19 protein-coding genes are annotated in these 24,280 nt (G+C 63.7%); 2 read left to right on the top strand and 17 right to left on the bottom strand.

What is annotated here, in order from left to right; genetic code table 11:
* Nucleotides 1-18: 18 nt before the first annotated feature.
* The 16 genes from C4K40_RS26865 to dksA form a co-directional block, all read right to left on the bottom strand.
* Nucleotides 19-2,937, bottom strand: a complete 2,919-nt coding sequence (locus C4K40_RS26865) for a DUF748 domain-containing protein (protein ID WP_053134592.1) — start codon at nucleotides 2,935-2,937, stop codon at nucleotides 19-21.
* Between the two features lie 104 nt (nucleotides 2,938-3,041).
* Nucleotides 3,042-4,058, bottom strand: coding sequence for a class I SAM-dependent rRNA methyltransferase (locus tag C4K40_RS26860; RefSeq protein WP_022641053.1), 1,017 nt, complete (start codon nucleotides 4,056-4,058; stop codon nucleotides 3,042-3,044).
* A 200-nt stretch (nucleotides 4,059-4,258) separates the two neighbouring features.
* Nucleotides 4,259-5,437 (bottom strand): acetyl-CoA C-acetyltransferase, encoded by a 1,179-nt coding sequence (locus tag C4K40_RS26855; RefSeq protein ID WP_124421367.1) that lies wholly within the window; start codon nucleotides 5,435-5,437, stop codon nucleotides 4,259-4,261.
* A gap of 153 nt (nucleotides 5,438-5,590) precedes the next feature.
* The gene (locus C4K40_RS26850; protein ID WP_053138775.1) at nucleotides 5,591-6,457 is read right to left on the bottom strand and encodes an oxygenase MpaB family protein; all 867 of its coding nucleotides are present in this window, start codon (nucleotides 6,455-6,457) and stop codon (nucleotides 5,591-5,593) included.
* A 50-nt stretch (nucleotides 6,458-6,507) separates the two neighbouring features.
* Entirely contained in the window at nucleotides 6,508-8,445 is a 1,938-nt protein-coding gene (gene acs, locus C4K40_RS26845; RefSeq protein WP_053138771.1) for an acetate--CoA ligase, read from the bottom strand.
* Between the two features lie 115 nt (nucleotides 8,446-8,560).
* Nucleotides 8,561-10,225, bottom strand: a complete 1,665-nt coding sequence (gene pgi / locus C4K40_RS26840; RefSeq protein WP_053138768.1) for a glucose-6-phosphate isomerase — start codon at nucleotides 10,223-10,225, stop codon at nucleotides 8,561-8,563.
* 231 nt (nucleotides 10,226-10,456) lie between these two features.
* Nucleotides 10,457-10,837 (bottom strand): aspartate 1-decarboxylase, encoded by a 381-nt coding sequence (panD, locus tag C4K40_RS26835; RefSeq protein WP_053138765.1) that lies wholly within the window; start codon nucleotides 10,835-10,837, stop codon nucleotides 10,457-10,459.
* Between the two features lie 105 nt (nucleotides 10,838-10,942).
* On the bottom strand, nucleotides 10,943-11,803 hold the full coding sequence (gene panC, locus C4K40_RS26830) for a pantoate--beta-alanine ligase (RefSeq protein WP_053138762.1): 861 nt from the start codon (nucleotides 11,801-11,803) through the stop codon (nucleotides 10,943-10,945).
* Nucleotides 11,800-12,600, bottom strand: coding sequence for a 3-methyl-2-oxobutanoate hydroxymethyltransferase (gene panB / locus C4K40_RS26825; protein WP_053138759.1), 801 nt, complete (start codon nucleotides 12,598-12,600; stop codon nucleotides 11,800-11,802). The genes panC and panB overlap by 4 nt, the downstream gene beginning before the upstream one ends.
* 392 nt (nucleotides 12,601-12,992) lie before the next feature.
* Nucleotides 12,993-13,472 carry a 2-amino-4-hydroxy-6-hydroxymethyldihydropteridine diphosphokinase gene (folK, locus tag C4K40_RS26820; protein ID WP_053138756.1) on the bottom strand — a complete coding sequence of 160 codons (480 nt, stop codon included), beginning with the start codon at nucleotides 13,470-13,472 and terminating at the stop codon, nucleotides 12,993-12,995.
* A 3-nt stretch (nucleotides 13,473-13,475) separates the two neighbouring features.
* A complete protein-coding gene (locus C4K40_RS26815) occupies nucleotides 13,476-14,873 on the bottom strand; it encodes a polynucleotide adenylyltransferase PcnB (protein ID WP_053138753.1) in 1,398 nt (465 codons plus the stop codon).
* Between the two features lie 733 nt (nucleotides 14,874-15,606).
* The gene (locus C4K40_RS26810; protein ID WP_053138750.1) at nucleotides 15,607-17,025 is read right to left on the bottom strand and encodes a sigma-54 dependent transcriptional regulator; all 1,419 of its coding nucleotides are present in this window, start codon (nucleotides 17,023-17,025) and stop codon (nucleotides 15,607-15,609) included.
* Nucleotides 17,026-17,047: 22 nt separating this feature from the next.
* Nucleotides 17,048-20,002: a sensor histidine kinase gene (locus tag C4K40_RS26805; protein ID WP_164485042.1), complete on the bottom strand. Its 2,955-nt coding sequence runs from the start codon at nucleotides 20,000-20,002 to the stop codon at nucleotides 17,048-17,050.
* Entirely contained in the window at nucleotides 19,986-20,162 is a 177-nt protein-coding gene (locus C4K40_RS26800) for a hypothetical protein (RefSeq protein WP_003176118.1), read from the bottom strand. Before C4K40_RS26800 ends, C4K40_RS26805 begins: the two co-directional genes overlap by 17 nt.
* A gap of 75 nt (nucleotides 20,163-20,237) precedes the next feature.
* Entirely contained in the window at nucleotides 20,238-21,125 is an 888-nt protein-coding gene (gene gluQRS / locus C4K40_RS26795) for a tRNA glutamyl-Q(34) synthetase GluQRS (protein ID WP_053138744.1), read from the bottom strand.
* Nucleotides 21,126-21,278: 153 nt separating this feature from the next.
* On the bottom strand, nucleotides 21,279-21,719 hold the full coding sequence (gene dksA, locus C4K40_RS26790; protein WP_011063504.1) for an RNA polymerase-binding protein DksA: 441 nt from the start codon (nucleotides 21,717-21,719) through the stop codon (nucleotides 21,279-21,281).
* A 336-nt stretch (nucleotides 21,720-22,055) separates the two neighbouring features.
* Here dksA and C4K40_RS26785 point away from each other — a divergent pair, with 336 nt between their 5' ends.
* Together C4K40_RS26785 and sfsA are read left to right on the top strand one after the other, a co-directional pair.
* A complete protein-coding gene (locus C4K40_RS26785) occupies nucleotides 22,056-23,228 on the top strand; it encodes a pyridoxal phosphate-dependent aminotransferase (RefSeq protein WP_022641016.1) in 1,173 nt (390 codons plus the stop codon).
* On the top strand, nucleotides 23,228-23,935 hold the full coding sequence (gene sfsA / locus C4K40_RS26780; protein ID WP_053138741.1) for a DNA/RNA nuclease SfsA: 708 nt from the start codon (nucleotides 23,228-23,230) through the stop codon (nucleotides 23,933-23,935). The genes C4K40_RS26785 and sfsA overlap by 1 nt, the downstream gene beginning before the upstream one ends.
* On the opposite strand, the gene C4K40_RS26775 is transcribed toward sfsA, so the two are convergent.
* Nucleotides 23,932-24,249, bottom strand: coding sequence for a Rieske (2Fe-2S) protein (locus tag C4K40_RS26775; protein ID WP_053138780.1), 318 nt, complete (start codon nucleotides 24,247-24,249; stop codon nucleotides 23,932-23,934). The two genes, sfsA and C4K40_RS26775, sit on opposite strands and share 4 nt — an antisense overlap.
* Nucleotides 24,250-24,280: the final 31 nt, after the last annotated feature.

Genomic DNA, 24,280 nt, shown 5'->3' with positions numbered 1-24,280 from the left:
GGCCCGGCGCAAACCTGATTACTCGCTGTCCAGGTGCATCGGGGTGATGACGTTGCCGTTGCTTTCGGCTTCGCCCAGGTTGGCATCGATGAAGTAGACCCGATCATCGGCCAGCTGGGCCTTGTCCACCAGGAAGTCCTTGATGCTGCTGGCTCGCTCCTGGCCCAGTTGGCGCAGCAATACTTCGCTGCCGCTCCAGAACTGGATCAGGCCCTCGCGCAGCTTGGCGCTACGTTCGTCGCGGCTGAGCTGGCTCCATTCTGCTGGCGGCTGCTGCTTCAGGCGGGTGCGGTAGATACCCTCCAGCAGTGGCGCCTTCTCATCTTCCGGGACCTTCAACAAGGATGCCTGTGCCGGGACCTTGTCGCCGCGACGCTGGAGGATCTTGTAGTAGTTGTACTGGTATTCGCGCTCCAGTCGCTGGTCGGCGATCAGCGGACCATCGCTGCTCTTGGCGCTGGTGCCCTCGATCTCCAGGCGTAGAGTCGGGCGTTCCTGGAGGGCCTTGGCCAAAGTGGTCAGGGCCGATTCGGATTCCTTGCTCAATTCGCTGGAACCAGGGGCGAAGCTGACGCTGCCCAGGTCCTCCGAGCCGCCACCGGTGATCAGGCCGCCGATGAACTTGAACGGCGCCTGGGCCGCACGCAGCACCAGGTTGCGCAGGGTTTGCCAGACGATCGGCATGACGCTGAATTGCGGGTTGTTCAGATCACCGGAAATGGGCAGTTCGATGGAGATCTTGCCGTCGGTGTCCTTGAGCAGGGCTACCGCGAGGCGGATCGGCAGATCCACGGCGTCCGGGCTGTCGACTTTTTCCCCCAGTTGCAACTGCTCGACCACCAGTTTGTTCTCGGCCTTGAGCTGGCCCTTGGTGATCATGTAGTGCAGGTCGAGGTTGAGCCGGCCCTTGCGAATGCGAAAGCCCGCGAACTTGCCGGAGTAGGGGGTGAGGGTGGTCAGCTCGACCCGCTTGAAGCTGGTGGCGATGTCCAGGGCCGCCATCGGGTCGAAAGGATTGACGCTGCCCTTGATGGTCACCGGCGCATAGCGGTCGACCTTGCCCTTGACGTCGACGTCCGCCGGCTTGGCCTGGCGGCTGTCGATGGTACCGATCCTGCCGTTGAGTTGCTGCACGGCGGTGGCGAAGTTGGGGGTCAGGGTCAGGTCGGCGAAGTTGGCCGAGCCATCGTTGATGGCGATTTCGCCGATGCGGATGCCCAATGGCTTGCCCGAGCTGGCGGCCGGCTTGGCCGTGGACTTGCCGGAGCTGCTCGCCGGTTGCGGGATCAGCAGGTCGTCGACGTTGGTGGTGCGGTCATCGTTGATGATGAAGCGGGCATAGGGCTGCATCAGGTTGATGCGGCTGATGTTCAAGCTGTCGCCATGCTGGTAGTTCAGGCCCTCGACCACCACCTGCTTCCACTTTACGAAGTCGCGAGTCTTGAGGGTATCCAGGGTATGCAGTTGATCCACGTTGGCCCGGCCGGTGATGCTGAAGGCCAGTGGTTCGACCTTCTTCAGGTCTACCGCCAGGTCGCTGCCGAGCATGCCGCTACGCAGTTCCAGGCGGATGAAGGGGCTGATGTAGGACTGGGCGACTCGCAGGTCGATGTCCTTGGTCTGGACCTTGAGCTTGGCGGTGATCGGGTTGAGGTTGACCTCGCCGCTGGCATTGATCCGGCCTTGCTTGCCCAGCCCGGTATCGAGCTTAAGGGTGAAGGGCGACTGGTTGAGGCTGTCGAAGTTCTTCAGGTCCAGGTTCAGCGGCCCCACTTCCAGGGCCACTGCCGGCTTGACCTGGCGGTCTGCCAGGTGCACCTGGTAGTTGCGCAGCTCGACGTCCTTGAGCAGTACCTGCCAGGGCTTGCTCGGTGCCGCCGGCTCCTTGGGAGCTTCGGCGGTGGCCGGTTCATGCTTGGGGGCCGGCTTGGGCGGTTGGCTGGCGAACAGCTTCTGCCAGTCCAGCTGGCCATCGGCCTCGCGGGCGGCCCAGGTCTCGAGCTTCTGGCTGCGGATCTTGCCGACCACCACTTGCTGCTTGGCCAGGTCCACCGTGGTCTCGCTGACATCCAGGCGCTCCAGGCGCGCCAGCGGTCGGCCATCCGGGGCCTTGATGGCGAATGGAGCGACGCTGAGCGAGGCGTTGTCCAGTAGCAGTTCGGTGCCCTTGGCCAGGCTGAACTTGTAGTGGGTATCGAGGTTCAGCAGGCCGTCTTCCAGCACCAGCGGCACCGCATCGCGGACGTAGGGCCACCAGGCCTTCATCTTGCCGCCGGTGACCTTCAGGGTGCCTTCGGAGGTCAGCGGGGTCACGCTGAAGTTACCGCTCCAGTCGATCTGTCCACCTTCGGGGCCGGTGGCCACCAGGGTCATGTCGGCGCTGTCGTCGGGCAGGGTGCTGAGGTTCTTCAGTTCGAACTCGAGCTTGTCGTAGAGGAACTCGATGGGCTCGCTGGGGCGCAGGTCCTGGAAGTGCACGTAGCCGCCGGCCAGCTTGATGCGCTCTATGCGTACCGGAAACGGCTTGGCCTCGGGGTCGCTGGGGGTCGGCTCGCTGGCGGGCAGCTTGAACAGACCCAACAGGTTGAGCTGGCCATCCTTGTCGAACAGGATCTCGGTCTTGGGTCGGTCCAGCTCCACATCCGCCAGGTGCAACGCCCGGGTCCACAGGCTGTCCAGTTGCAGGTTGGCGTAGAGGCGGTCGAAGGCGATCTGTTCCTTGCCCGGTTCGCCGATGTTCAGGCCCCAGACGGTCAGCTCCAGGCTGAAGGGGTTGAGTTCGATGCGCTGGATATGGGCCGGCGTGGTGGCGTAGTTGGCCAACTGCTGGTTGGCCACGCGCAGGGCGATGCCTGGCAGGATCAGGAAACCCAGCAGACTGTAAAGGGCCAGGGCGGTCAACAAGGCGCCAATAGCGCGAATCAATCCTTTGGTCATGCGAGGCTTCATCTTTTGAATCAAATGTGCCTTGGAGTATGGCACGCGTTTACGGTTCCGAAACCAGCCCTGTTTTCAGGATTGTTCAGATTTTGTAGCTGTCCTTAAAGTTGCAGGACCAGGGTTTTCAGTGGTGGCTGGCCGTCCAGGGAGGGAAAATCCGCAGCCGGTTTCAGCACCTGGCAATCGCGTACCGGGCGCCCGGCTTTCTCGGCGCAACGCAGCACCTGCTCGCGCCAGTCCTGCAGCGAGACCTTGGCCAGGTTGTTGCAGCAGATCAGCACTCCATCCTCGGCGGTGGCCAGCAGGGCGGGCTTGAGCAGGCTCTGGTAGTCGCGCAGCAGGTCGACGGTGCCGAAGGCGCTCTTGGCCCAGGCTGGTGGGTCCAGGAGTACCAGGTCGTACTGGCGCTGTTCCAGGCGCGGATAGCTGGGCAGCTTCTGGCCTCGCCGCTGGCTGATCGGCAGGCCCGCCAGCTGGCGGATCGCCGGGAAGTAGTCCGACTGCACGAATTGCATCGGCGGCAGTTGCGGGTTGAGCTGGCCGTTCTCCCGGCCGACCGCCAGGTTGCCTTCGGCGAAGTCCAGGTTGCAGACCTCCCGGGCGCCGCCGGCCGCGGCGCAAAGGCCCACACCGCAGGTGTAGGCGAAGAGGTTGAGCACACTCTTGCCGGCGCTGTGGTGCTTGACCCAGCCCCGGGCATTGCGCAGGTCCAGGAACAGCAGCGGGTCCTGCCCGGCGTGGCGTCCACGGACCCGGTAGTTCAGGCCCCATTCATGCCCGACCAGGTCTTGCAGGGCAGCGTCTTCGGCGCGGTATACCGAATCCTCGCGGGCGATGCGCGAGTTGCCCTGGGAGCGATCGTTGTAGACCAGCAGGGTGGACAGTTGCAGTCGCTGGTCGACGATTTCCTGCAGTTGCAGCAAGGCATCGCGCTCCAGCGGTTGGTGAAAGCTCTGTACCAGCAGCTGCGGGCCGTAGCGGTCGACGGTCAGGCCGCCGGCGCCTTCCTGGCTGCCATGGAACAGGCGATAGCAATCGGTGCCTTGCTGGTGCAGTTCGGCGAGCAGGTCCTGGCGATGATCGAGGGCGGCGCGCAGCGCCTGGTTCAAGGAAGACATGCGGGCGCCTTGCGAATGATTGGGCGGGGCAGTTTACCAGCTTCGTTCAGTGCTTGTAGGCGAGGCGCGCTTGGCTGTAGGAGCGAGGCTTGCCTGCGATCGATCGTCAACGAAGACGCGCTGTGCCTGATGCACTGCGCTGTAACGACGTGTGTTTCGCGGGCAAGCCTCGTTCCTGGATATGTATGAGATGTACGGGGTTAGCGCTCGATCGCCAGGGCCACGCCCTGGCCGCCGCCGATGCACAGGGTCGCCATGCCCTTGTGGGCATCGCGCTTGATCATTTCATGCAGCAGGGTCACCAGCACCCGGCAGCCCGACGCGCCGATGGGGTGGCCGATGGCGATGGCGCCGCCGTTGACGTTGACCTTGGCCGGGTCCCATGCAAGCTCCTTGGCCACCGACAGCGACTGCGCGGCGAAGGCTTCGTTGGCTTCGATCAGGTCCAGTTGCTCCAGGCTCCAGCCGGCCTTCTCCAGGCAGCGGCGGGTGGCCGAGACGGGGCCGATACCCATGATCGCCGGATCGACCCCGGCGTTGGCGTAGGCGGCGATCTTCGCCAGTACCGGCAGGCCCAGGGCCCGCGCCTTGCTGGCGCTCATCAGGATCACGGCGGCGGCGCCGTCGTTCAGCGCCGAGGCGTTGCCGGCGGTGACGCTGCCGTCTTTCTTGAACGCCGGCTTGAGCTTGGCCAGGGCCTCGGCGGTGGTGCCGGGGCGGGGTTGTTCGTCGGTGGCGAAGGTGACGGGCTCGCCCTTGCGCTGGGGAATCTGGATCGGGGTGATCTCGTCGACGAAGCGCCCGGCCTCGATGGCCGCGGCGGCCTTGCGCTGGGAGTCGGCGGCGAAGGCGTCCTGGGCTTCACGAGTGATGCCGTATTTTTCCACCAGGTTCTCGGCGGTGATGCCCATGTGATAGTCGTTGAAGGCATCCCACAGGCCGTCGCTGATCATGGAGTCGATCATCTGGCTGTGGCCCATGCGCAGGCCGGTGCGGGCGCCGGGCAGGACGTAGTTGGCCAGGCTCATGTTCTCCTGGCCGCCGGCGATGATCACCTCGGCGTCGCCGCAGCGGATGGCCTGGGCGGCCAGGTGCAGGGCCTTGAGGCCGGAGCCGCAGACCTTGTTCAGGGTCATGGCGGGCACGGCATGGGGCAGGCCGGCCTTGATCGCGGCCTGGCGTGCGGGGTTCTGCCCGGCGCCGGCGGTGAGCACCTGGCCCATGATGACTTCGTCGACCTGGGCCGGGTCGATGCCGGTCTGGGCCAGCAGTTGGCGGATCACCGCGGCGCCGAGGTCGACGGCGGGAATGGCCGCCAGCGAGCCCTGGAAGGTGCCCACGGCGGTGCGGGTAGCGGCAACGATTACGACGTCTTGCATGGTCGGGTCCTCAGATTCGATGGCTGGGGCCTGGAGCGGTTCGGCGAACCCGTCGTCCAGGCGCTGGAAGTCCTGAAAATCATGGTTGCACACAACCCTGGAGGCCGGCCAATCGCGAACCGGTCGGTCGCGTTGTGCTCGGTCGGTCGCTGCCTACAGGCCCATGCGTCGCCTGGCACGATGGGCCGAGCTGTCGCGTACCGCCCAGCGCAGCATCGGCGCGCTGCGCTTGATGCTGGCGCGGATCAGCTGGCGTTGCAGCGGGCTCTGCTCGACCCCCAGCAGCTCGCCGGCCCAGTCCGGCAGCAGGTCGATCCCGGCTTGCATCATCAACGAGCCAAAGGGTTTGGCCAGGCGGCTGGGGGCTGGTGCGGCCTGCAGCAGGCGCAGCACTTCGCGGCTGCGCTGGTCGCACAACAACTGCGGGCGCATGGCTTGCAGGTAATCGGCCACAGCCTGCCGTGAACGGGGTACGTCGCGGGCGCCCAGGCGCTCGGCCACCAAGGCGATTTCATCGTAGTAGCGATCCTGGTCGGCGCCGGACAAGCGCGGATTGAAGTAGCGCAGGTGGGCCGCCAGGAAACTGCTGACCTCAGCTACATGGACCCAGGTCAGCAAGTCTGGATCGCTGGCCGCGTAGGGCCGGCCATCGGGGGCGGTGCCGGTGATGTGCAAGTGGATGCCACGGACTTTCTCGATCAGCCATTGGGCGTCCTGGCGCGAGCCGAAGGTGGTCCCGGAAATGAACTGCCCGGTGCGGCGCAGGCGGCCGATCAGGTCCTGGCGAAAGTTGGAGTGGTCCCAGACCCCGGCCAGCGCCAAGGGATGCAGGGCTTGCAGCAACAGGGCGCTGATGCCGCCGATCAGCATGCTGCTGAAGTCGGCATGCACTTGCCAGCAAACGGCCCCTGGACCGAATAGACCCGGATCGCCCTTGGGGTTTTCCAGGTCGAGCTGGCCCAGGGACAGGCCGGAGAGGCTCATGACCTGGCTTTCGATACGGCTGCGAATGAATTCCATGACGGCTCGCTGCTGTTGGGAAACGATGGCGCGGCCGGGCCGCGCCGCTTTCAGAGGTTCAAGCGTTGATCGATCAGACCCTGCACCACTCCAGGGTCGGCCAGGGTCGAGGTATCGCCCAGGCTGTCCAGCTCGTTGCAGGCAATCTTGCGCAGGATACGCCGCATGATCTTGCCCGAGCGAGTCTTGGGCAGGGCCGGTGCCCACTGGATCAGCTCCGGCTTGGCGAAGCTGCCGATCTCGCGGCTGACCAGGGCCAGGAGTTCCTGCTTCAGGGTGGCGTCGGGCTCTATCCCCTGCATTGGCGTGACGAAGGCATAGATACCTTGGCCCTTGAGGTCATGGGGATAACCCACCACGGCGGCTTCGGCGATGCTGTCGTGGAGCACCAGGGCGCTCTCTACCTCCGCGGTACCGATGCGGTGTCCGGAGACGTTGATCACGTCATCGATGCGCCCGGTGATCCAGTAGCTGCCGTCTTCATCGCGTCGGGCGCCGTCACCGGTGAAGTAGTAGCCCGGGTAAGGCGCGAAGTAGGTCTCGACCATGCGTTGCGGGTCGCCATAGACGGTACGGATCTGCCCGGGCCAACTGCCCTTGAGCACCAGGATGCCGCTACCGGCGCCCTGGATCTCCTGGCCCTGGTCATCCAGCAACACCGGCTGCACGCCGAACATCGGCGTCATGGCGCAACCGGGCTTGATTTGCCGGGTGCTGGCCAGCGGGCTGAGCATGATGCCGCCGGTCTCGGTCTGCCACCAGGTATCGACGATTGGGCAGCGTTGTTCGCCCACCTCGTTGAAATACCATTCCCAGGCCTCCGGATTGATCGGCTCACCGACGCTGCCGAGCAGGCGCAGGCTGGCGCGCGAGCTGTTGCGCAACGGTCCGCTGCCTTCGCGCATCAAGGCGCGCAAGGCGGTGGGCGCGGTGTAGAAGATGTTCACCCGATGCTTGTCCACCACTTCCCAGAAGCGTGAAGTGCTGGGGTGGTTGGGGACTCCTTCGAAGATCAGCGTGGTGGCGCCGTTGGCCAGCGGACCGTAGAGGATATAGCTGTGACCGGTGACCCAGCCGACATCGGCGGTGCACCAGAAGACCTCGCCGTCGCGGTAGTCCATGACGTACTTGAAGGTCATGGCCACCTGCAGCAGGTAGCCGCCGGTGGTGTGCAGTACTCCCTTGGGTTTGCCGGTGCTGCCGGAGGTGTAGAGGATGAACAGCGGATCCTCGGCGTCCATCGGTTCGGGGGCGCACTGGTCGCTGCTGGCGGCCATGGCCTGCTCATAGTGAATGTCGCGGCCGTCGACCCAGTTCACTACTGCGCCGGTGCGCTGGACCATGATCACGTTGCTGACGTCCGGGCAACTGAGCAGCGCCTTGTCGACGTTGCTTTTAAGCGGCACCAGCTTGCCGCCGCGCAGGCCTTCGTTGGCGGTGATCAGGGTATGGCAATCGGCATTGAGGATCCGGTCGCGCAGGGCCTCCGGGGAGAAGCCGCCGAAAACCACCGAATGCACGGCACCGATGCGCGTGCAGGCGAGCATGGCGTAGGCGGCCTCGGGAATCATCGGCATGTAGATGCATACCCGGTCGCCTTTCTTCACGCCGCGGCTCTTGAGCAGGTTGGCCAGTCGGCAGACCTGTTGATGCAAGGTGCGGTAAGTGATGCGCAAGGATTCGGCAGGGTCGTCGCCTTCCCAGATGATTGCGGTCTGGTCACCGCGTGTTTCCAGGTGGCGGTCGATGCAGTTGTAGCTGACATTGAGCTGGCCGCCGCGGAACCAACTGGCCTGGCCGGTGCGGCTGTCATGGCGATGCACTTCGGCCCAGGGTTGGCTCCAATGCAAAAAACGCTTGGCTTGCCCGGCCCAGAACAGTTCTGGCTGCTCGATGGACTGGCGATAGAGGTGGAGGTAGTCGTCCTGGCTCAGTTGGGCTGCCTGGCGGACGGCATCGGCTTTCGGAAAAATGCTGATATCGAACATGACGGCTCCTTGTGCTTGTTTGGCGACAAGGCTCAAGGGTGCGCGCATGTGAGGGCAAGGTTCAAGGGCCATGGCCCGAACGGGAGCCGGCAAGCCGGCTCCCGCAGAGTGGCGATCAGCCGCGATGACGACCGCGGAAGTAGTTGATCAGCCCCTGGGTCGAGGCATCCTCGGCGCTGGTTTCGTCGCTGCCCACCAGGCGACCGTAGACGCCCTTGCCCAGCTCCTTGCCCAGCTCCACGCCCCATTGGTCGAAGGCGTTGATGCCCCAGATCACGCTCTGCACGAACACCTTGTGCTCGTAGAGCGCCACCAGCGCGCCAAGACGCCGTGGGCTGATGCGCTCGACCACCAGGGTGTTGCTCGGCCGGTTGCCGGGGATCACCTTGTGCGGTGCGAGACGTTGCACCTCGGCTTCGCTCAGGCCCTTGTTGCGCAGCTCGCTCTCGGCTTCGGCGCGGGTCTTGCCGAGCATCAGCGCCTGGCTCTGGGACAGGCAGTTGGCGTACAGCCACTGGTGGTGGTCGGCCACCGGGTTGAAGCTGACGATCGGCACGATGAAGTCGGCCGGGATCAGTTGGGTGCCTTGGTGCAGCAGCTGGTGGTAGGCGTGCTGGCCGTTGCAGCCCACGCCGCCCCAGATCACCGGACCGGTGTCGGTGCCCACTGGGGTACCGTCCTGGCGCACGCTCTTGCCGTTGGATTCCATGTCCAGCTGCTGCAGGTGCTTGGTGATGTTGCGCAGGTAGTGGTCGTACGGCAGGATCGCGTGGCTCTGCGCGCCCCAGAAGTTGCCGTACCACACGCCCAGCAGCGCCAGCAGCACCGGCATGTTCTGCTCGAACGGCGCGCTCTGGAAGTGCTGGTCCATGGTGTAGGCGCCGGACAGCAGTTCCTTGAAGTTGGACATGCCGATGGCCAGGGCGATCGGCAGGCCGATGGCGGACCACAGCGAGTAGCGCCCGCCGACCCAGTCCCACATCGGGAAGATGTTCTCTTCGCGGATGCCGAAGGCCACGGCGGCGGCGTTGTTGCTCGACACCGCGATGAAGTGGCGGTGCAGCTCGGCTTCGGAACCGCCCTGGGCCAGGTACCAGGCGCGTGCGGCTTGGGCGTTCTTCAGGGTCTCGAGGGTGTTGAAGGATTTGGACGAAACGATGAACAGCGTGGTCTCTGCGCGGATCTTCGCCGAAAGCTCATGGAATTCGCTGCCGTCGATATTGGCCAGGTAGTGGCAGCGCACGCCCTTGTGGGTGTACGACAGCAGGGCTTCGGATACCAGCTCTGGGCCGAGGAAGGAGCCGCCGATACCGATGTTCACCACGTCGGTGATGGGTTTCTCGGTATAGCCGCGCCACAGGCCGTCGTGGATGCGGCCCACCAGTTCGGTGATCTGGTTCAGCACCTTGTGCACTTCCGGCATGACGTTCACGCCATTGACCGACAGCTTGTCGCCTACCGGGCGGCGCAGGGCGGTGTGCAGGGCCGGGCGGCCTTCGGAGGCGTTGACCAGTTCGCCGGTCATCATCGACTTGATTGCGTCGGCCAGCCCGACTTCCTTGGCCAGGTCCACCAGCAGGTCGCGGGTCTGGCCGGTGATCAGGTTCTTGGAGTAGTCGAGAAACAATCCGCAGCTGCTCAGGGTGAACTGGCTGAAGCGCTGTGGGTCGGCATTGAATGCCTCGCGCATGCTGAAATCCTGCATGGCTTGGCGATGGTCTTTCAACGCTTGCCAGGCGGGCAGAGCGGTAACGTCGTGAGGAGTGCGGTAGTACGCCATCGCTGCGGTTTTCCTTTTGCTTGAACTGCCTTTTGGACACTGAAAAGCCCGGAACGTCCATTCTGGATTCACGGACTTGGTGCGTTCGGCCCTGTGCTGATTCGATTAATCACCCGGGGCGACAACAGTAACTCCAGCCTGGGCTCCTGTCTCGGCCTTCTCCGACTTGCGGTCGGTACTATTTTGCACCGACCGCGCGGCATAGGCTTGCGGTGTGAAGAAACTAAGGGGTCAGGCGACCTGAACCGGAATCGCGTGGCTGGTGTGGCTCAGCTCGTTGCCGGGAGCCATGTACAGCATGCGGGGCTTGAAGTTGAGCAATTCGGCTTCGCTGTAGTGGGCGTAGGCGCAGATGATCACCCGATCGCCGACCTTGGCCTTGTGTGCGGCCGCGCCGTTCACCGAGATCATGCGCGAGCCGGATTCGCCACGGATGGCGTAGGTGGTGAAGCGTTCGCCATTGTCGATGTTGTAGATCTGGATCTGCTCGTATTCGCGAATGCCGGAGAGGTCCAGCCAGTCGCCGTCGATGGCGCAAGAGCCTTCGTAGTCAAGCACGGCGTGGGTGACTTCTGCGCGATGCAGCTTGGCCTTGAGCATGATGGCGTGCATGGGATTTTCCCTAGGTCGGATCCTCGAAAAGGGGCCTGCAGTTTTAGCTGCAGGCCCCGGCGGGCGGCAGTTTGCCCGAAGGTTGGGGTTCGGGCAATCGGCTGATCAGGCCGGCGCGTCGAGGTCCAGGTGCAGGTTGTCGATCAGGCGCGTGGTACCCAGGTAGGCCGCCACCAGGATCACCAGGTCTCGGTCCTCGGCGGTGGCCGGGCGCAGGTTCCGGGCGTGACGGATTTCCAGGTAGTCCTGGCGCAGGCCGGCGGCCTCCAGCAGGCGCTGCTGTTCGGCCAGTAGTTGCGGATAGTCGCGCACGCCATTGCGGATGGCCTCGGCGATCTGGCTCAGGCTGCGATAGAGCACCGGGGCGATGGCCCGCTGTTCTGCGCTCAGGTAACCGTTGCGCGAGGATAACGCCAAGCCATCCTCGGCTCGCACCGTGGGTTCGCCGATGATCTGGATCGGCATGTTCAAGTCATGTACCAGAGCGCGGATGACGGCCAGCTGCTGGTAGTCCTTCTGGCCGAACACCGCGAGATCGGGCTGCACCATGTTGAACAGCTTGCTGACCACCGTGGCCACCCCTTCGAAGTGTCCGGGGCGGCTACCGCCGCACAGGCCTTCGGACAACTGGGGAACGCTGACCCGGGTCTGTCCGGCCATGCCGTCGGGGTACATCTCTTCGACAGTGGGGGCGAACAGCAGGTGGCAGCCAGCCTGGAGCAGTTTTTCCTGGTCGGCGGCGAGGGTGCGGGGATATTTGTCCAGGTCTTCGCCGGCGCCGAACTGCAGCGGGTTGACGAAGATGCTGGCGACCACGAAGTCCACGCGCTGTGCGGCCTTGGCCACCAGCGCGGCGTGCCCGCTGTGCAGGTTGCCCATGGTCGGCACGAAGCCGATACGCTTGCCTTCGCTGCGAGCGCGAGCAACCGCGGCGCGCAACTCACGCACGGTCTTTACAGTATTCATGCGGAGAACCCGTGTTCGGCGCCAGGGAAGGTGACGGCCTTGACTTCCTGCACGTAGGCGCTCAGCGCCGCCTGGATGCTGTCCTTGCCGGCCATGAAGTTCTTCACGAACTTGGGCGAACGGCCGGTGAGGGACAGGCCCAGCATGTCGTGGAGCACCAGCACCTGGCCATCGGTGGCGCTGCCGGCACCGATGCCGATCACCGGGATCTTCACCGCCTGGGTGATTTCCGCCGCCAGCTCGCTGGGCACGCATTCGAGCAGCAGCATGGCCGCACCGGCCTGTTCCAGGGCGATGGCGTCGGCACGCATCTGCCGGGCCTGGCTCTCGTTGCGTCCCTGGACCTTGTAGCCGCCCAGGACGTTCACGGTCTGTGGGGTCAGCCCCATGTGCACACAGACCGGGACGCCACGCTCGTTCAGCAGGCGGACCGGCTCGGCCAGCCAGGCCGCGCCTTCGATCTTGACCATGTGCGCACCAGCCTGCATCAGCTGCGCCGAACTGCTCAGGGCCTGTTCAGTGGTGGCGTAGGACATGAAGGGCAGGTCGGCGAGGATCAGGGCCCCGCTGTTGCCGCGTTTCACCGCTGCGACATGGTAGGCCATGTCGGCGACGGTGACTGGCAATGTGCTGTCGTGCCCTTGCAAGACCATGCCCAGGGAGTCGCCGACCAGCAGGACTTCGACGCCGGCTTCGTTGCATGTGTGGGCGAAGGTGGCGTCATAGCAGGTCAGCATGGTGATTTTCTCACCTTTCTGCTTGAGGCTTTGCAGGGTGGTCAGAGTGATGTCTGGCATGAAAAGGGGTCCTCATTCAGGCGCTTTGGAAACTACTGCGAGTAACGCGCGTGATTCTTCGTTGTTCAGGCGCACGGTCTTTTGTCGTGCTTATACAGCCTGCTTCCAAGCGATTTGAACGATCCCGGATACGCCCCCGTGGGGCGTCATGTACAGCTTGCCATGGTGGAAAAAGGTCGCGTGCCGACGGGTGTTCCGCCCTTGCATCACTGCCTCTGCCTGGCGTTTCCCGGGTTCGCCGCGAACAAGCTTCACTTGAATTGCGCCCTTTAACGCCGTGATGGCGGCAACGGGACGCCTATAGTCGTGAGGAGAACTCTGGAAGTCAATTAGATGTGTTACCGCATTGTTACGGCGGTAGTGTTACCGCCGTTACTGATGCGTTTCAGCTGTCAGGCCTGGCGTTCCAGGCCGACAAATGGGCAGGCGGCGAGCAGTTCCCGCAGGCTGCGGCCATCGGCCAGCTGCAGGTCGGCCGGAGCCAGTTCCGCCAGGGGATAGAGGACGAAGGGGCGGGCCTGCATGTGGTAGTGCGGGACTTTGAGGCGGGGTTCGTCGATCAGCCGATCACCGAACAGCAGGATGTCCAGGTCCAGGGTCCTTGGGCCCCAGCGTTCGTGGCGTTCCCGGCCTTGTTGTTGCTCGATGGCTTGCAGCGCATCGAGCAATTGCAGCGGCTCGAGGGCGCTGTCCAGCGCCGCCACGGCGTTGGTGAAGCGCGGTTGGCCGGGCAACAGCGAATCGCTTTGGTAGAACGCCGAAACGCCATGCAGACGGCTCGCGGGGATCTTCCCCAGGGCCTCGATGGCGCTGCGCAGTTGCTCCTCGGGATCCGCCAGGTTGCTGCCCAGGCCGATATAGATACGCTCCATCGGTCATTCGCCCGACGTATCGGCGCCGCCGGCCCGCTTGCGCTTGGCACCACCGCTGCGCCGGCGTTTGCGTGGCGCGCCACTGGCATCGTCCTTGCCGCTGAGGTCACGGATCATGTCGCGACGTTCGGTGTCATTGGCGTCCTGGTAGTCGGTCCACCATTCACCGAGGCCGTCGGTTTGTTCGCCGGCGCTTTCGCGTAGCAGCAGGAAGTCGTAGCCGGCGCGGAAGCGTGGATTGTCCAGCAATTGGTCGGCTCGCTTGCCACTGCGGCGCGGCAGGCGTTCCTGCATGTCCCAGATCTCGCGGATCGGCATGGTGAAACGTTTGGGGATGGCGATGCGCTGGCACTGTTCGGCGATCAGTTCGTGGGCGGCTTCCTGCATGGCCGGGATCGGCGGCATGCCGCGTTCCTGCAGGTGCAGGACCCGGGCAGGCAGGGCCGGCCAGAGCAGGGCAGCGAACAGGAAGGCCGGGGTTACCGGTTTGTTCTGCTTGATCCGCAGATCGGTGTTGGCCAATGCCTCGCTGATCAGCGTATGGGTGTAGGTCGGGTTGTATTCCAGGGCTTCGGCGCTGGCTGGGAACAGCGGATCGAACAGCTGCAGGTCCACCAGCATCTCGAAGGTATCGGCGGCATGGCCGGAGAGGAACAGCTTGAGCACTTCCTCGAACAGGCGCGCCGAAGGGATTTCCCGCAGCATCGGCGCCAGTTCGCGGATCGGCGCGGCGGTGTGCTTTTCGATCCCGAAGTTCAGCTTGGCGGCAAAGCGCACCGCTCGCAGCATGCGCACCGGATCTTCCTGGTAGCGCTTGCGCGGATCGCCGATCAGACGCACCAGGTTGTTGCGAATGTCGTGGACGCCATTGGCATAGTCGAGGATGCGTTCGCTGACCGGGTCGTAGTACAGGGCATTGATGGTGAAGTCGCGGCGTTGCGCATCATCCTCCAGGGTGCCGTAGACGTTGTCCCGCAGGATCCGCCCGCTTTCGTTGCGCGAGGATTGGTTGCTGTCCTCTTCGTCTTCGTTCTGCGGGTGATTGGCGCGGAAGGTCGCCACCTCGATGATTTCGCGACCGAAGTGGATGTGCACCAGCTTGAACCGCCGGCCAATGATTCGCGCATTGCGAAACTCGGCCCGGACCTGTTCCGGCGTGGCGCTGGTGGCGACGTCGAAATCCTTGGGGGTGATGTTGAGCAGCATGTCGCGCACGCAGCCACCCACCAGGTAGGCCTGGTAGCCGGCGTTCTGCAGGCGTTCGACGATATTGACCGCATACCGGCTGAACTGGGCGCGCTGCAGCGAGTGCTGGCTGCTGTTGAGCACTTCAGGGGTGCTGCGTTTATGTTGCGTACGACGCAAGGGAGAACGGAATGACTGGAACAGCTTCTTCAGCATGGGATGCACTGTTTGAAGGAATGTTCGGCCAAAACGAAGAATGACCGCATGATGGGCGGGGATTCTAGCATTTAGTCGAAGGATGGTGTAGGAAGCTGCCGCGACTTATGCACAGGACATTCCATCAGGATGAGTCGTGGGGATGGACGTGAGGCGATGGCTGAACGCCAGGAACCACAAGGGGAGCCGAAGCTCCCCCAGAATAGTTGCGTGCTCTATTTTTATTATTGGTTTCGGGCTTCTTGTTTTTGTTTAACGCCCTTGCCATCTGGTTTGTCCAGAGTGGCCCTCCCAATCGGGAGCTAAGAGCAAACGGATTGCTTTGATCGCTGAGTTGCAATGATCTTTCGATCCAACCAGTTCAGGCTCTGCTTTAGGGCAGTTTTTGTTGTTCTCAGCCTGGTTGTGGGGCAAGCCCCAAATACAACGCCTCTTCAAAAGAATCAGTTAGCTGCGCCTCCGCCGTGTTGTTTTTGTTATGCGTGAGTCGATTCGTCTTATTTTTATTGTCTTGTGCATTGCTTGTTATTGTTCTTGTACCAAACATATAGCAGGTGCCGTGCCAACTTTTGCAAAGCCCAGTAAAACAAGGGGTTAGACGGGGTGGGCTGCTTTTCTCGAGGCAAAAAAACCGGGGCTTCGTTACCTTTAGCCCCGGCTTCTGTTACGTCCACTTACAGGGGTAACAGTTTTTTTCACAAACCCGGTGTTACCTCACCAGGTCGCGCAGGTATCAGCTTTCGCTGGTCACCCCGCTCTTGCGCCGTGGGATACCCAGGCGCTGACGGCGTTCCCACAGGCACTTGCGGCTGACGCCCAGCTTGCGTGCCAGCTCGGTCTCGGTCATGTGGTCCTGGTGCTCGAGGACGAAGTGCTGGAAGTAGTCTTCCAGGGACAGGTCTTCGGTGGGCTCATGGCTGGTAGGTGCCGTTTGCGGCGCCAGGCTGCCGAAGTCCTCGTCTTCCAGGTCGCTCAGTTCGATGTCGATGCCCAGCAGGTCCGCGGAGATTTCCGGGCTCTCGCACAGGATCACCGCGCGCTCGACGGCGTTTTCCAGCTCACGCACGTTACCGGGCCAGGAATAATGGCGGATCGCTTGTTCGGCATCGGCGGCGAACTTCAGGTCCGTACGGCCGATGCGCGCACTTTGGCGGGCGAGGAAGGCGTTGGCGATTTCGTTGACGTCGGCGCCGCGCTCACGCAGGGCCGGCAGCTTCAAGGCAATCACATGCAGGCGGTAATACAGGTCTTCACGGAACTGGCCGATCTTCGACAGGCTCTTGAGGTCGCGGTGGGTCGCGGCGATCAGGCGAACATCGACCTTCTGCGATTGCACCGAGCCCACGCGGCGGATCTCGCCCTCCTGCAAGACCCGCAGCAAGCGCGCCTGGGCCTCCAGCGGCAGCTCGCCGATTTCGTCGAGGAACAGCGTGCCGCCGTCGGCCGCTTCCACCAGGCCGGCACGTCCGGCACTGGCGCCGGTGAACGCGCCTTTTTCATGGCCGAACAGTTCGGATTCGATCAGGGTTTCCGGAATGGCCGCACAGTTCACCGAGATCATCGGCGCCTTGGCGCGCTTGGACAGGTTGTGCAGCGCCCGGGCCACCAGCTCCTTGCCGGTACCGGATTCACCCTGGATCAGTACATTGGAATCGGTTGGCGCCACCTTGCGGATCTTGCCGTACAGATCCTGCATGGGCGCGCAGGAGCCGATGATGCCGATCTCGCCGTTGCTGGCCGCGCTCTTGTCGGTGCCAGCGGCCTTGCCGGCTGGCCGCTCGGCCGGTGCCTGGTCGGCGCTTTGCCGGTCCCGCAGGATACGTGCCACGGCCTGGAGCATCTCGTCGTGGTCGAACGGCTTGGCGATGTAGTCCACCGCGCCCATTTTCATCGAGTCCACGGCCGAGCGCAGACTGGCGTAGCTGGTCATGATCAGCACCGGCTTACCTTGGCCCAGCTTGATCAGCTCGGTGCCCGGGGCGCCTGGCAAACGCAAGTCGCTGACGATCAGGTCGAACGTGGGAATACTGAAGCGTTCCTGTGCTTCCTGCACCGAACCAGCCTCGCTGACCTGATACTGGTTGCGTTCCAGCAGGCGTCGCAAGGCGGAGCGGATGATGGTTTCGTCTTCGACGATCAGAATATGCGGCATTGATTCAATTCTCTCGACGGTCTCAGTTCACAGCGGACGTCGCTTCGACATGGCGCGGCAAGGTCACTCGAATACGGGTGCCGCGCTGGCTCTGTGGATCGGCCGGGCTGTCGATGGTGATTTGTCCATAATGCTCTTCAACGATGGAATAGACCAGTGCAAGGCCCAGACCGGTGCCTTCCCCTGGATCCTTGGTGGTGAAAAACGGTTCGAACAATCGGTCCATGATGTTCTTGGGAATGCCGCTGCCTTCATCTTCCACGATCAGGTCGACCGTATGCTCGAAAGCCTCGCTCTTGACGCGTACCGCGCTCCCTGCGGGGGAGGCGTCGCGAGCGTTGGACAGCAGGTTGATCAACACCTGGGCCAGGCGCTGGGGATCGCCATCCACCCAGTGGTCGGGATCGCACAAATTGAAGAACTGCACCTCGAAATTACGCCGGTTCAGTGCCAGCAGGCCGATGGCATCCTGGGCCACCTCGGCCAGGCATACGGCTTCGTCGTTGTGCTGGTGGCTGCCGGCATGGGCGAAACTCATCAGCGACTGGACGATGCGCGAGATGCGTTTGGTCTGCTCCAGGATCTGCTCGCTGATCTCCGTCAGTTCGCCATCTTCCTCGCGTTCCTCGCGCAGGTTCTGCGCCAGGCAGGCGATGCCGGTGACCGGGTTGCCGATTTCATGGGCGACCCCGGCGGCCAGGCGGCCGATACTGGCCAGGCGCTCGGAGTGCACCAGCTTGTCTTCCAGAGTCTGGGTCTCGGTCAGGTCCTCCACCAGCAACACCAGGCCGCTGTTGCCCGGCGCCAAGGGCTCGTCGATGGCTGCCTTGTGCAGGTTCAGCCAGCGGGTCTGGCCGTCCAGGGCCAGATGCTGCTTGTGCAGGTGTTCGTCGGGCAGGTCGATGAAGCCCTGGAGCAGGTCCCTCCACGGGTTGGCGATGGTCCCCAGGCGCGACCCCACCACATGCTGGGCGGGAATCCCGGTGAGTTCCTCCATGGCCTTGTTCCACATCAGGATCTCCTGGTCCTTGGCCAGGGAGCAGACGCCCATTGGCAGCTCTTGCAGGGTTTGCCGGTGGTAGCGACGCAGGGCGTCGAGCTCGGCGGCCAGGCCAGTGAGGCGCGAGTGGTAGTCCTCGAGCCGGCTCTCGATGAAGTGGATGTCCTCGGTCACGTAGTTCTCGCCACCGGCCTTGTAGGGCAGGAAGGTCTCCACCATGTCCTGGGCCACGCTGGGCCCCATCAGCCCGGACAGGTTGGCCTCGATGCGGTCCCGCAGGCGTCGCAGCGCATAGGGGCGGCGTTCGTCGAAGGGCAGGTAGAGATCGCGCAGGGCCTGTTCCACTTCCTTCTGCGCGGCCTTGGCCCCCAGTGGCTTGGCCAGCTGGGTGGCGAACTCCTGGGGCGAGGCCGCATGCAGCTCCCGGCGCTGCGGTCGGCGTACGTTGTCCACCGCGCAAGCTTCGGCGGCACTGGTCTCCTCGGAGCTGGCATTGGTGAATAGCGAGATCAAGGTGAACATCAGCACGTTGGCTGCCAGCGAAGCGATGGCCGCCATGTGCCAGCTGGTGTCGTCGAGGACGTAGATCATGTTCAGCAGGGGAATGTAGAAGCCCTGCAGGTTGCCCACCAGCGGCAGCAGCATGGTCACCATCCAGACCAGGATGCCCGCCAGCAGGCCGGCGATGAAGCCACGGCGGTTGGCGGTCGGCCAGTACAGGACCGAGAGCACCCCGGGAAGGAACTGCAAGGTGGCGACGAAGGCCACGATCCCCAGGTTGGCCAGGTCTTGCTCGGCTCCCAGCAGCAGGTAGAAGGCATAACCGGCCATGATGATGGCGACGATGAGCGCGCGCCGGGTCCACTTCAGCCAGCGATAGATATTGCCTTCCGCCGGCGGCTGGTACAGCGGCAGCACCAGGTGGTTAAGAGCCATCCCCGACAGTGCCAGCGTGGTGACGATGATCAGGCCGCTGGCGGCCGATAACCCTCCGACGTAGGCCATCAGCGCCAGGGCGGGGCTGTCGGCGGCGATGCCGATGCCCAGGGTGAAGTATTCCGGGTTGGTAGTGGCGCCGAGCTTGAGGCCGGCCCAGAGGATCAGCGGCACCGCCAGGCTCATCAACAGCAGGAACAGCGGCAATCCCCAACTGGCGCTGACCAGGGCACGGGGGTTGAGGTTCTCGGTGAAGGTCATGTGGTACATGTGCGGCATGACGATCGCCGAGGCGAAGAACACCAGCAGCAGGGTACGCCAGGGGCCTTCCTGCAATGGCGTGTGCAGGGCGGCGAGGGCCGTCTGGTTCTGCAACAGCCAGAGTTCCAGTTGCTGTGGTCCGTCGAATACCCCATACAGCGCATACAGGCCCACGCCACCGATGGCGATCAGCTTGATCACCGACTCGAAGGCGATGGCGAACACCAGGCCCTCGTGTTTCTCCCGGGTGGCGATGTGCCGTGAACCGAAGAAGATGGTGAACAACGTGATCAGCGCGCAGAAGCTCAGGGCCACTCGATGCTGTACCGGTTCATGGGTCAGGATGCCGATTGAGTCGGCCACCGTCTGGATTTGCAGGGCCAGCAGCGGCAGGACTCCGACCAGCATGAAGATGGTGGTCAGGGCCCCGGCCCAGGTACTGCGGAAGCGGAAGGCGAAGAGGTCGGCCAGTGACGACAGTTGGTAGGTGCGGGTGATCTTCAAGATCGGATACAGCAGCACCGGCGCCAGCAGGAAGGCCCCGGAAACCCCCAGGTAGCTGGAGAGGAAGCCGTAGCCGTACTGGTAGGCCAGGCCCACGGTACCGTAGAAGGCCCAGGCACTGGCATAGACCCCCAGCGACAGGGTGTAGGTCAGCGGGTGGCGGATGATCGAGCGCGGGATCATGCCACGCTCGCTGATCCAGGCCACCCCGAACAGCACCAGCAGGTAGGCGGCGCTGATCAGGATCATCTGGGTCAGGCTAAAGCTCATCGGCATCTTTTTGACTCTGCAGGATGAAGGTCACGACGATCAGAATCAGCCAGAGCAGGTACGGGCGATACCAGGCGCCAGTAGCATCGATCCACCAATCCATGATGGCGGGGGAAAACAGATAGATCCCCACTACCAGGAGCAGGACCAAGCGATAGATGTACATCCCGGCCTCTCTTTATTGTGTGTGCCCGAAAACGTGCGGCGATGGTAACGGATGGGCGCCAGGCTGCAAGTGGCGTCAGTTCAATTGCGCTTCCGGCACGCTCAGTGTGCGCGGAATCAGCGTTGCGTCCCAGTGGCGGGTTCCCCACTGCATGATCTCGGCCACGCTGGCGCCGTCCAGTTCGGCTGGCGGATTCTGCCCCAGGGCCCGAAGGGCACGCAGGAGCAATGGCGGCGCCTGGTCCTCGGCCAGTGGCGGCGAACGATAGGATTTACCGAGCTTGTGGCCGTCGGGCTGGGTGATCAGTGGCACGTGCAGGTAGCGCGGCTGGGGCAGGCCCAGAAGTTCCTGCAGATAGAGCTGGCGAGGGGTGGAGTCCAGCAGGTCGGCGCCGCGCACGATATCGGTGATCCCCTGCCAGGCATCGTCGAGCACCACGGCCAGCTGGTAGGCATAGAGCCCGTCGCGACGGCGAATCACGAAGTCTCCCGCTTCCCGGCCCAGGTGCTGGCGGAACTGGCCCTGGACCCGGTCGATGAAGTGGTATTCGAGTTCCGGCACCCGCAGGCGGATCGCCGCGTCATCCTGGGCGTGTCCGAGGTTGCGGCACAGCCCCGGGTAGATGCCCTGGTAGGACTCCAGTTGCTTGCGCGAACAGGTGCAGGCGTAGGCCAGCCCCTGGTTGAACAGGCGATCCAGGACCTGGGCGTAGGCGTCATGGCGTTCACTCTGGCGGATCATCTCGCCATCCCATTCGAAGCCGTAGCTTTCCAGGGCCTTGAGGATCGCCGCCTGGGCGCCCGGTTCTTCGCGGGGTGGGTCCAGGTCTTCCATGCGCAGCAGCCAGCGACCGCCGACGGCGCGGGCATCCAGGTAAGAGGCGAGGGCAGCGACCAGCGAGCCGAAGTGCAGGTAGCCGCTGGGCGTGGGGGCGAAGCGGCCGATGTAGGGAGAGGCAGTCATGGTGCGGATGTTACTTGGTCTGGCCCCACGATGGCGATGGAGTCGGCGGGGAGCACCATCGCGAGCGGGATCGCTCTTGCGGGGGAGGCGGAAGGAGAGTGCAGAAACGAAAACGGAGCGTATGTACGCTCCGTTTCTGGGCCGGGTCGGTGCTTACTTGCCGACCTGTTTTTCCTTGATTTCCGCAAGGGTCTTGCAGTCTACGCACATGTCGGCGGTAGGGCGGGCTTCCAGGCGGCGAATACCGATCTCGACGCCGCAGGATTCGCACCAGCCGTATTCTTCGTCTTCGATCAGTTGCAGGGTCTTGTCGATCTTCTTGATCAGCTTGCGCTCACGGTCGCGGGCGCGCAGTTCGAGGCTGAATTCTTCTTCCTGGCTGGCACGGTCGGCCGGGTCGGGGAAGTTGGCTGCCTCGTCTTTCATGTGATCAACAGTGCGGTCGACTTCCTGCATCAAGTCCTGCTTCCACTTGTTCAGGATCTTGGTGAAGTGCTCGCGCATGGGCTTGCCCATGTACTCTTCGCCCGCAGTCTCAACATAAGGTTCAAAACCGCTGATCGATTGAATCTGTTGCTTTGCTTGGGTGGGCATGAATGGACCGCCTCTACTCTTGTAATCCATTGCGCAGGATTGCTCCATCTCCGACAGTTGCCGGCCCTGCGACTGCAAGCCGGCGAACTTACCAGATCAAATCAGAGCGCGCTACTCCCGGTTGTCGAACCCCTGTCCTGCCTGGTCTACAGGGGTAGGAAAAGTCCTACAGGGCTTTCTGACTGTCTCGTTCAATCATTGATTTTAGCCAATGCTGCAGGTTCCGTTGATTGTGTGCGAAGCCAGGAACAAGGCGCCCGGACCAGCCCGGGTTCTCCCTATCTTGAGAGCATGGGTAGAATCGGGTTTTTGCTCCCCTTGGATGAAGGAAGGCCAATGGCTCTGCCCTACAGTGCGCGCAGTCGCGCTATCGAACCTTTCCATGTCATGGCCTTGCTGGCCCGGGCCAACGAACTGCAAGCCGCCGGACACGATGTGATCCACCTGGAGATCGGCGAACCGGACTTCACCACCGCCGAACCGATCGTCCAGGCCGGCCAGGCGGCCCTGGGTGCCGGCAAGACCCGCTACACCGCGGCCCGTGGCATTCCCGAGCTGCGTATGGCGATCTCCGGTTTCTATCGGCAGCGTTATGGCCTGGACATAGACCCCGAGCGGATCATGATCACTCCCGGCGGTTCCGGCGCCCTGCTGCTGGCCAGCAGCCTGCTGGTGGACCCTGGCAAGCACTGGTTGCTGGCGGACCCCGGCTATCCTTGCAACCGGCATTTCCTGCGCCTGGTGGAAGGCGCCGCGCAACTGGTCCCGGTCGGCCCCGATGTGCGTTACCAACTGACTCCGGACCTGGTGGAGCGCTACTGGGACCAGGACAGCGTCGGCGCCCTGGTGGCGTCCCCGGCGAACCCCACCGGTACCGTGCTCAGCCGTGACGAATTGGCGGGGCTGTCCGCCGCGATCAAGGCGCGCAACGGGCATCTGGTGGTGGATGAGATCTACCACGGCCTGACCTACGGCACCGATGCGGCCAGCGTCCTGGAAGTGGATGACAGCGCTTTCGTCCTGAATAGTTTTTCCAAGTATTTCGGCATGACCGGCTGGCGCCTTGGCTGGCTGGTGGCGCCAGAGGCTGCCATCGGTGAGCTGGAGAAACTGGCGCAGAACCTCTACATCAGCGCCCCCAGCGTCGCCCAGCATGCCGCCCTGGCCTGTTTCGAATCCGCGACCATCGACATCCTGGAGCAGCGGCGCGCCGAGTTCGGGCGGCGTCGCGACTTCCTGCTGCCGGCCCTGCGTGAGCTGGGCTTCGGCATCGCCGTGGAGCCAGAGGGCGCGTTCTACCTGTATGCCGATATCAGCGCTTTTGGTGGCGATGCCTTCGCCTTTTGCCGGCACTTCCTGGAGACCGAACACCTGGCCTTCACCCCGGGCCTGGACTTTGGGCGTTACCAGGCCGGGCACCATGTGCGTTTCGCCTACACCCAGAGCCTGGAGCGCCTGCAGGAAGCGGTGGCGCGAATCGCCCGTGGCCTGCAGAGCTGGCAAGGCTGATGCGCTTCGATCCTCCCCTGGAAGAGGGGCGCCTGCTGCGCCGCTACAAGCGCTTTCTGGCCGATATCGAGACGCTCCACGGCGAGCAGATGACCATCCATTGTCCCAATACCGGCTCGATGCTCAACTGCATGGTCGAAGGCGGGCAGGTGTGGTTCAGCCGCTCCAACGACCCCAAGCGCAAGCTTCCGGGGACCTGGGAAATCAGTGAAACCCCGCAGGGGCGGCTGGCTTGCGTGAATACCGGGCGGGCCAACCGCCTGGTGGAGGAGGCGTTGCAGGCCGGGGTGATCGAGGAGTTGCGCGGTTTCACCGGGCTCAAGCGCGAGGTGGCCTATGGGCAGGAGAACAGCCGAGTCGACTTTCGCCTCGACTATCCCCATGGCTCGGCCTTCGTCGAGGTCAAGAGCGTCACCCTGGGCTTCGATGGTTCGTCGGTCGCGGCCTTTCCCGACGCGGTGACCCTGCGTGGCGCCAAGCACCTGAGGGAGCTGGCGACCCTGGCTCGCGACGGTGTCCGGGCGGTGCAGTTGTATTGCGTCAACCTGTCGGGCATCGACGCGGTGCGTCCGGCCGAGGAAATCGATCCGGGTTATGCCGCGGCGTTACGCGAGGCAGTGGCGGCCGGGGTCGAGGTGCTGGCCTATGGCGCCAGCCTGACGGCCGAGCAAGTCTGTATCGACCGGCGCCTCGAGGTGCTGCTCTAGAGATCGATCCAGATCCCCTGGCTGTCCTCGCGACAGTCGATGGCTTGCAAGAACTGGCCGGCGCAGGGGCCGGCCACGCATTCGCCACTTTCGATCAGGAACAGTGCGCCATGGGTGGCGCACTGGATCAGGCTGCGGCTGGGGTCCAGGAACTGGTCGGGTTGCCACTCCAGGGGCACTCCACGATGTGGGCAGCGGTTGCTGTAGACATAGGCCTGGCGGTCGCGGCGCACGGCCAGGAGCTTCACGCCCTCGATCTGGAATCCCCGGCTGCTGGCCTCGGGCAGATCGCTGCCGGTGCAAAGAAATATCATGCTCATCCTCTGGCTCCGAAGGCCCTGGCAT

This window comes from Pseudomonas sp. CMR5c (genome assembly GCF_003850545.1).
Classification (GTDB): Bacteria; Pseudomonadota; Gammaproteobacteria; order Pseudomonadales; family Pseudomonadaceae; genus Aquipseudomonas; species Aquipseudomonas piscis.
The sequence above is the reverse complement of the archived record's forward strand: the minus strand, read 5'-3'. Positions and strand labels throughout refer to the sequence as shown.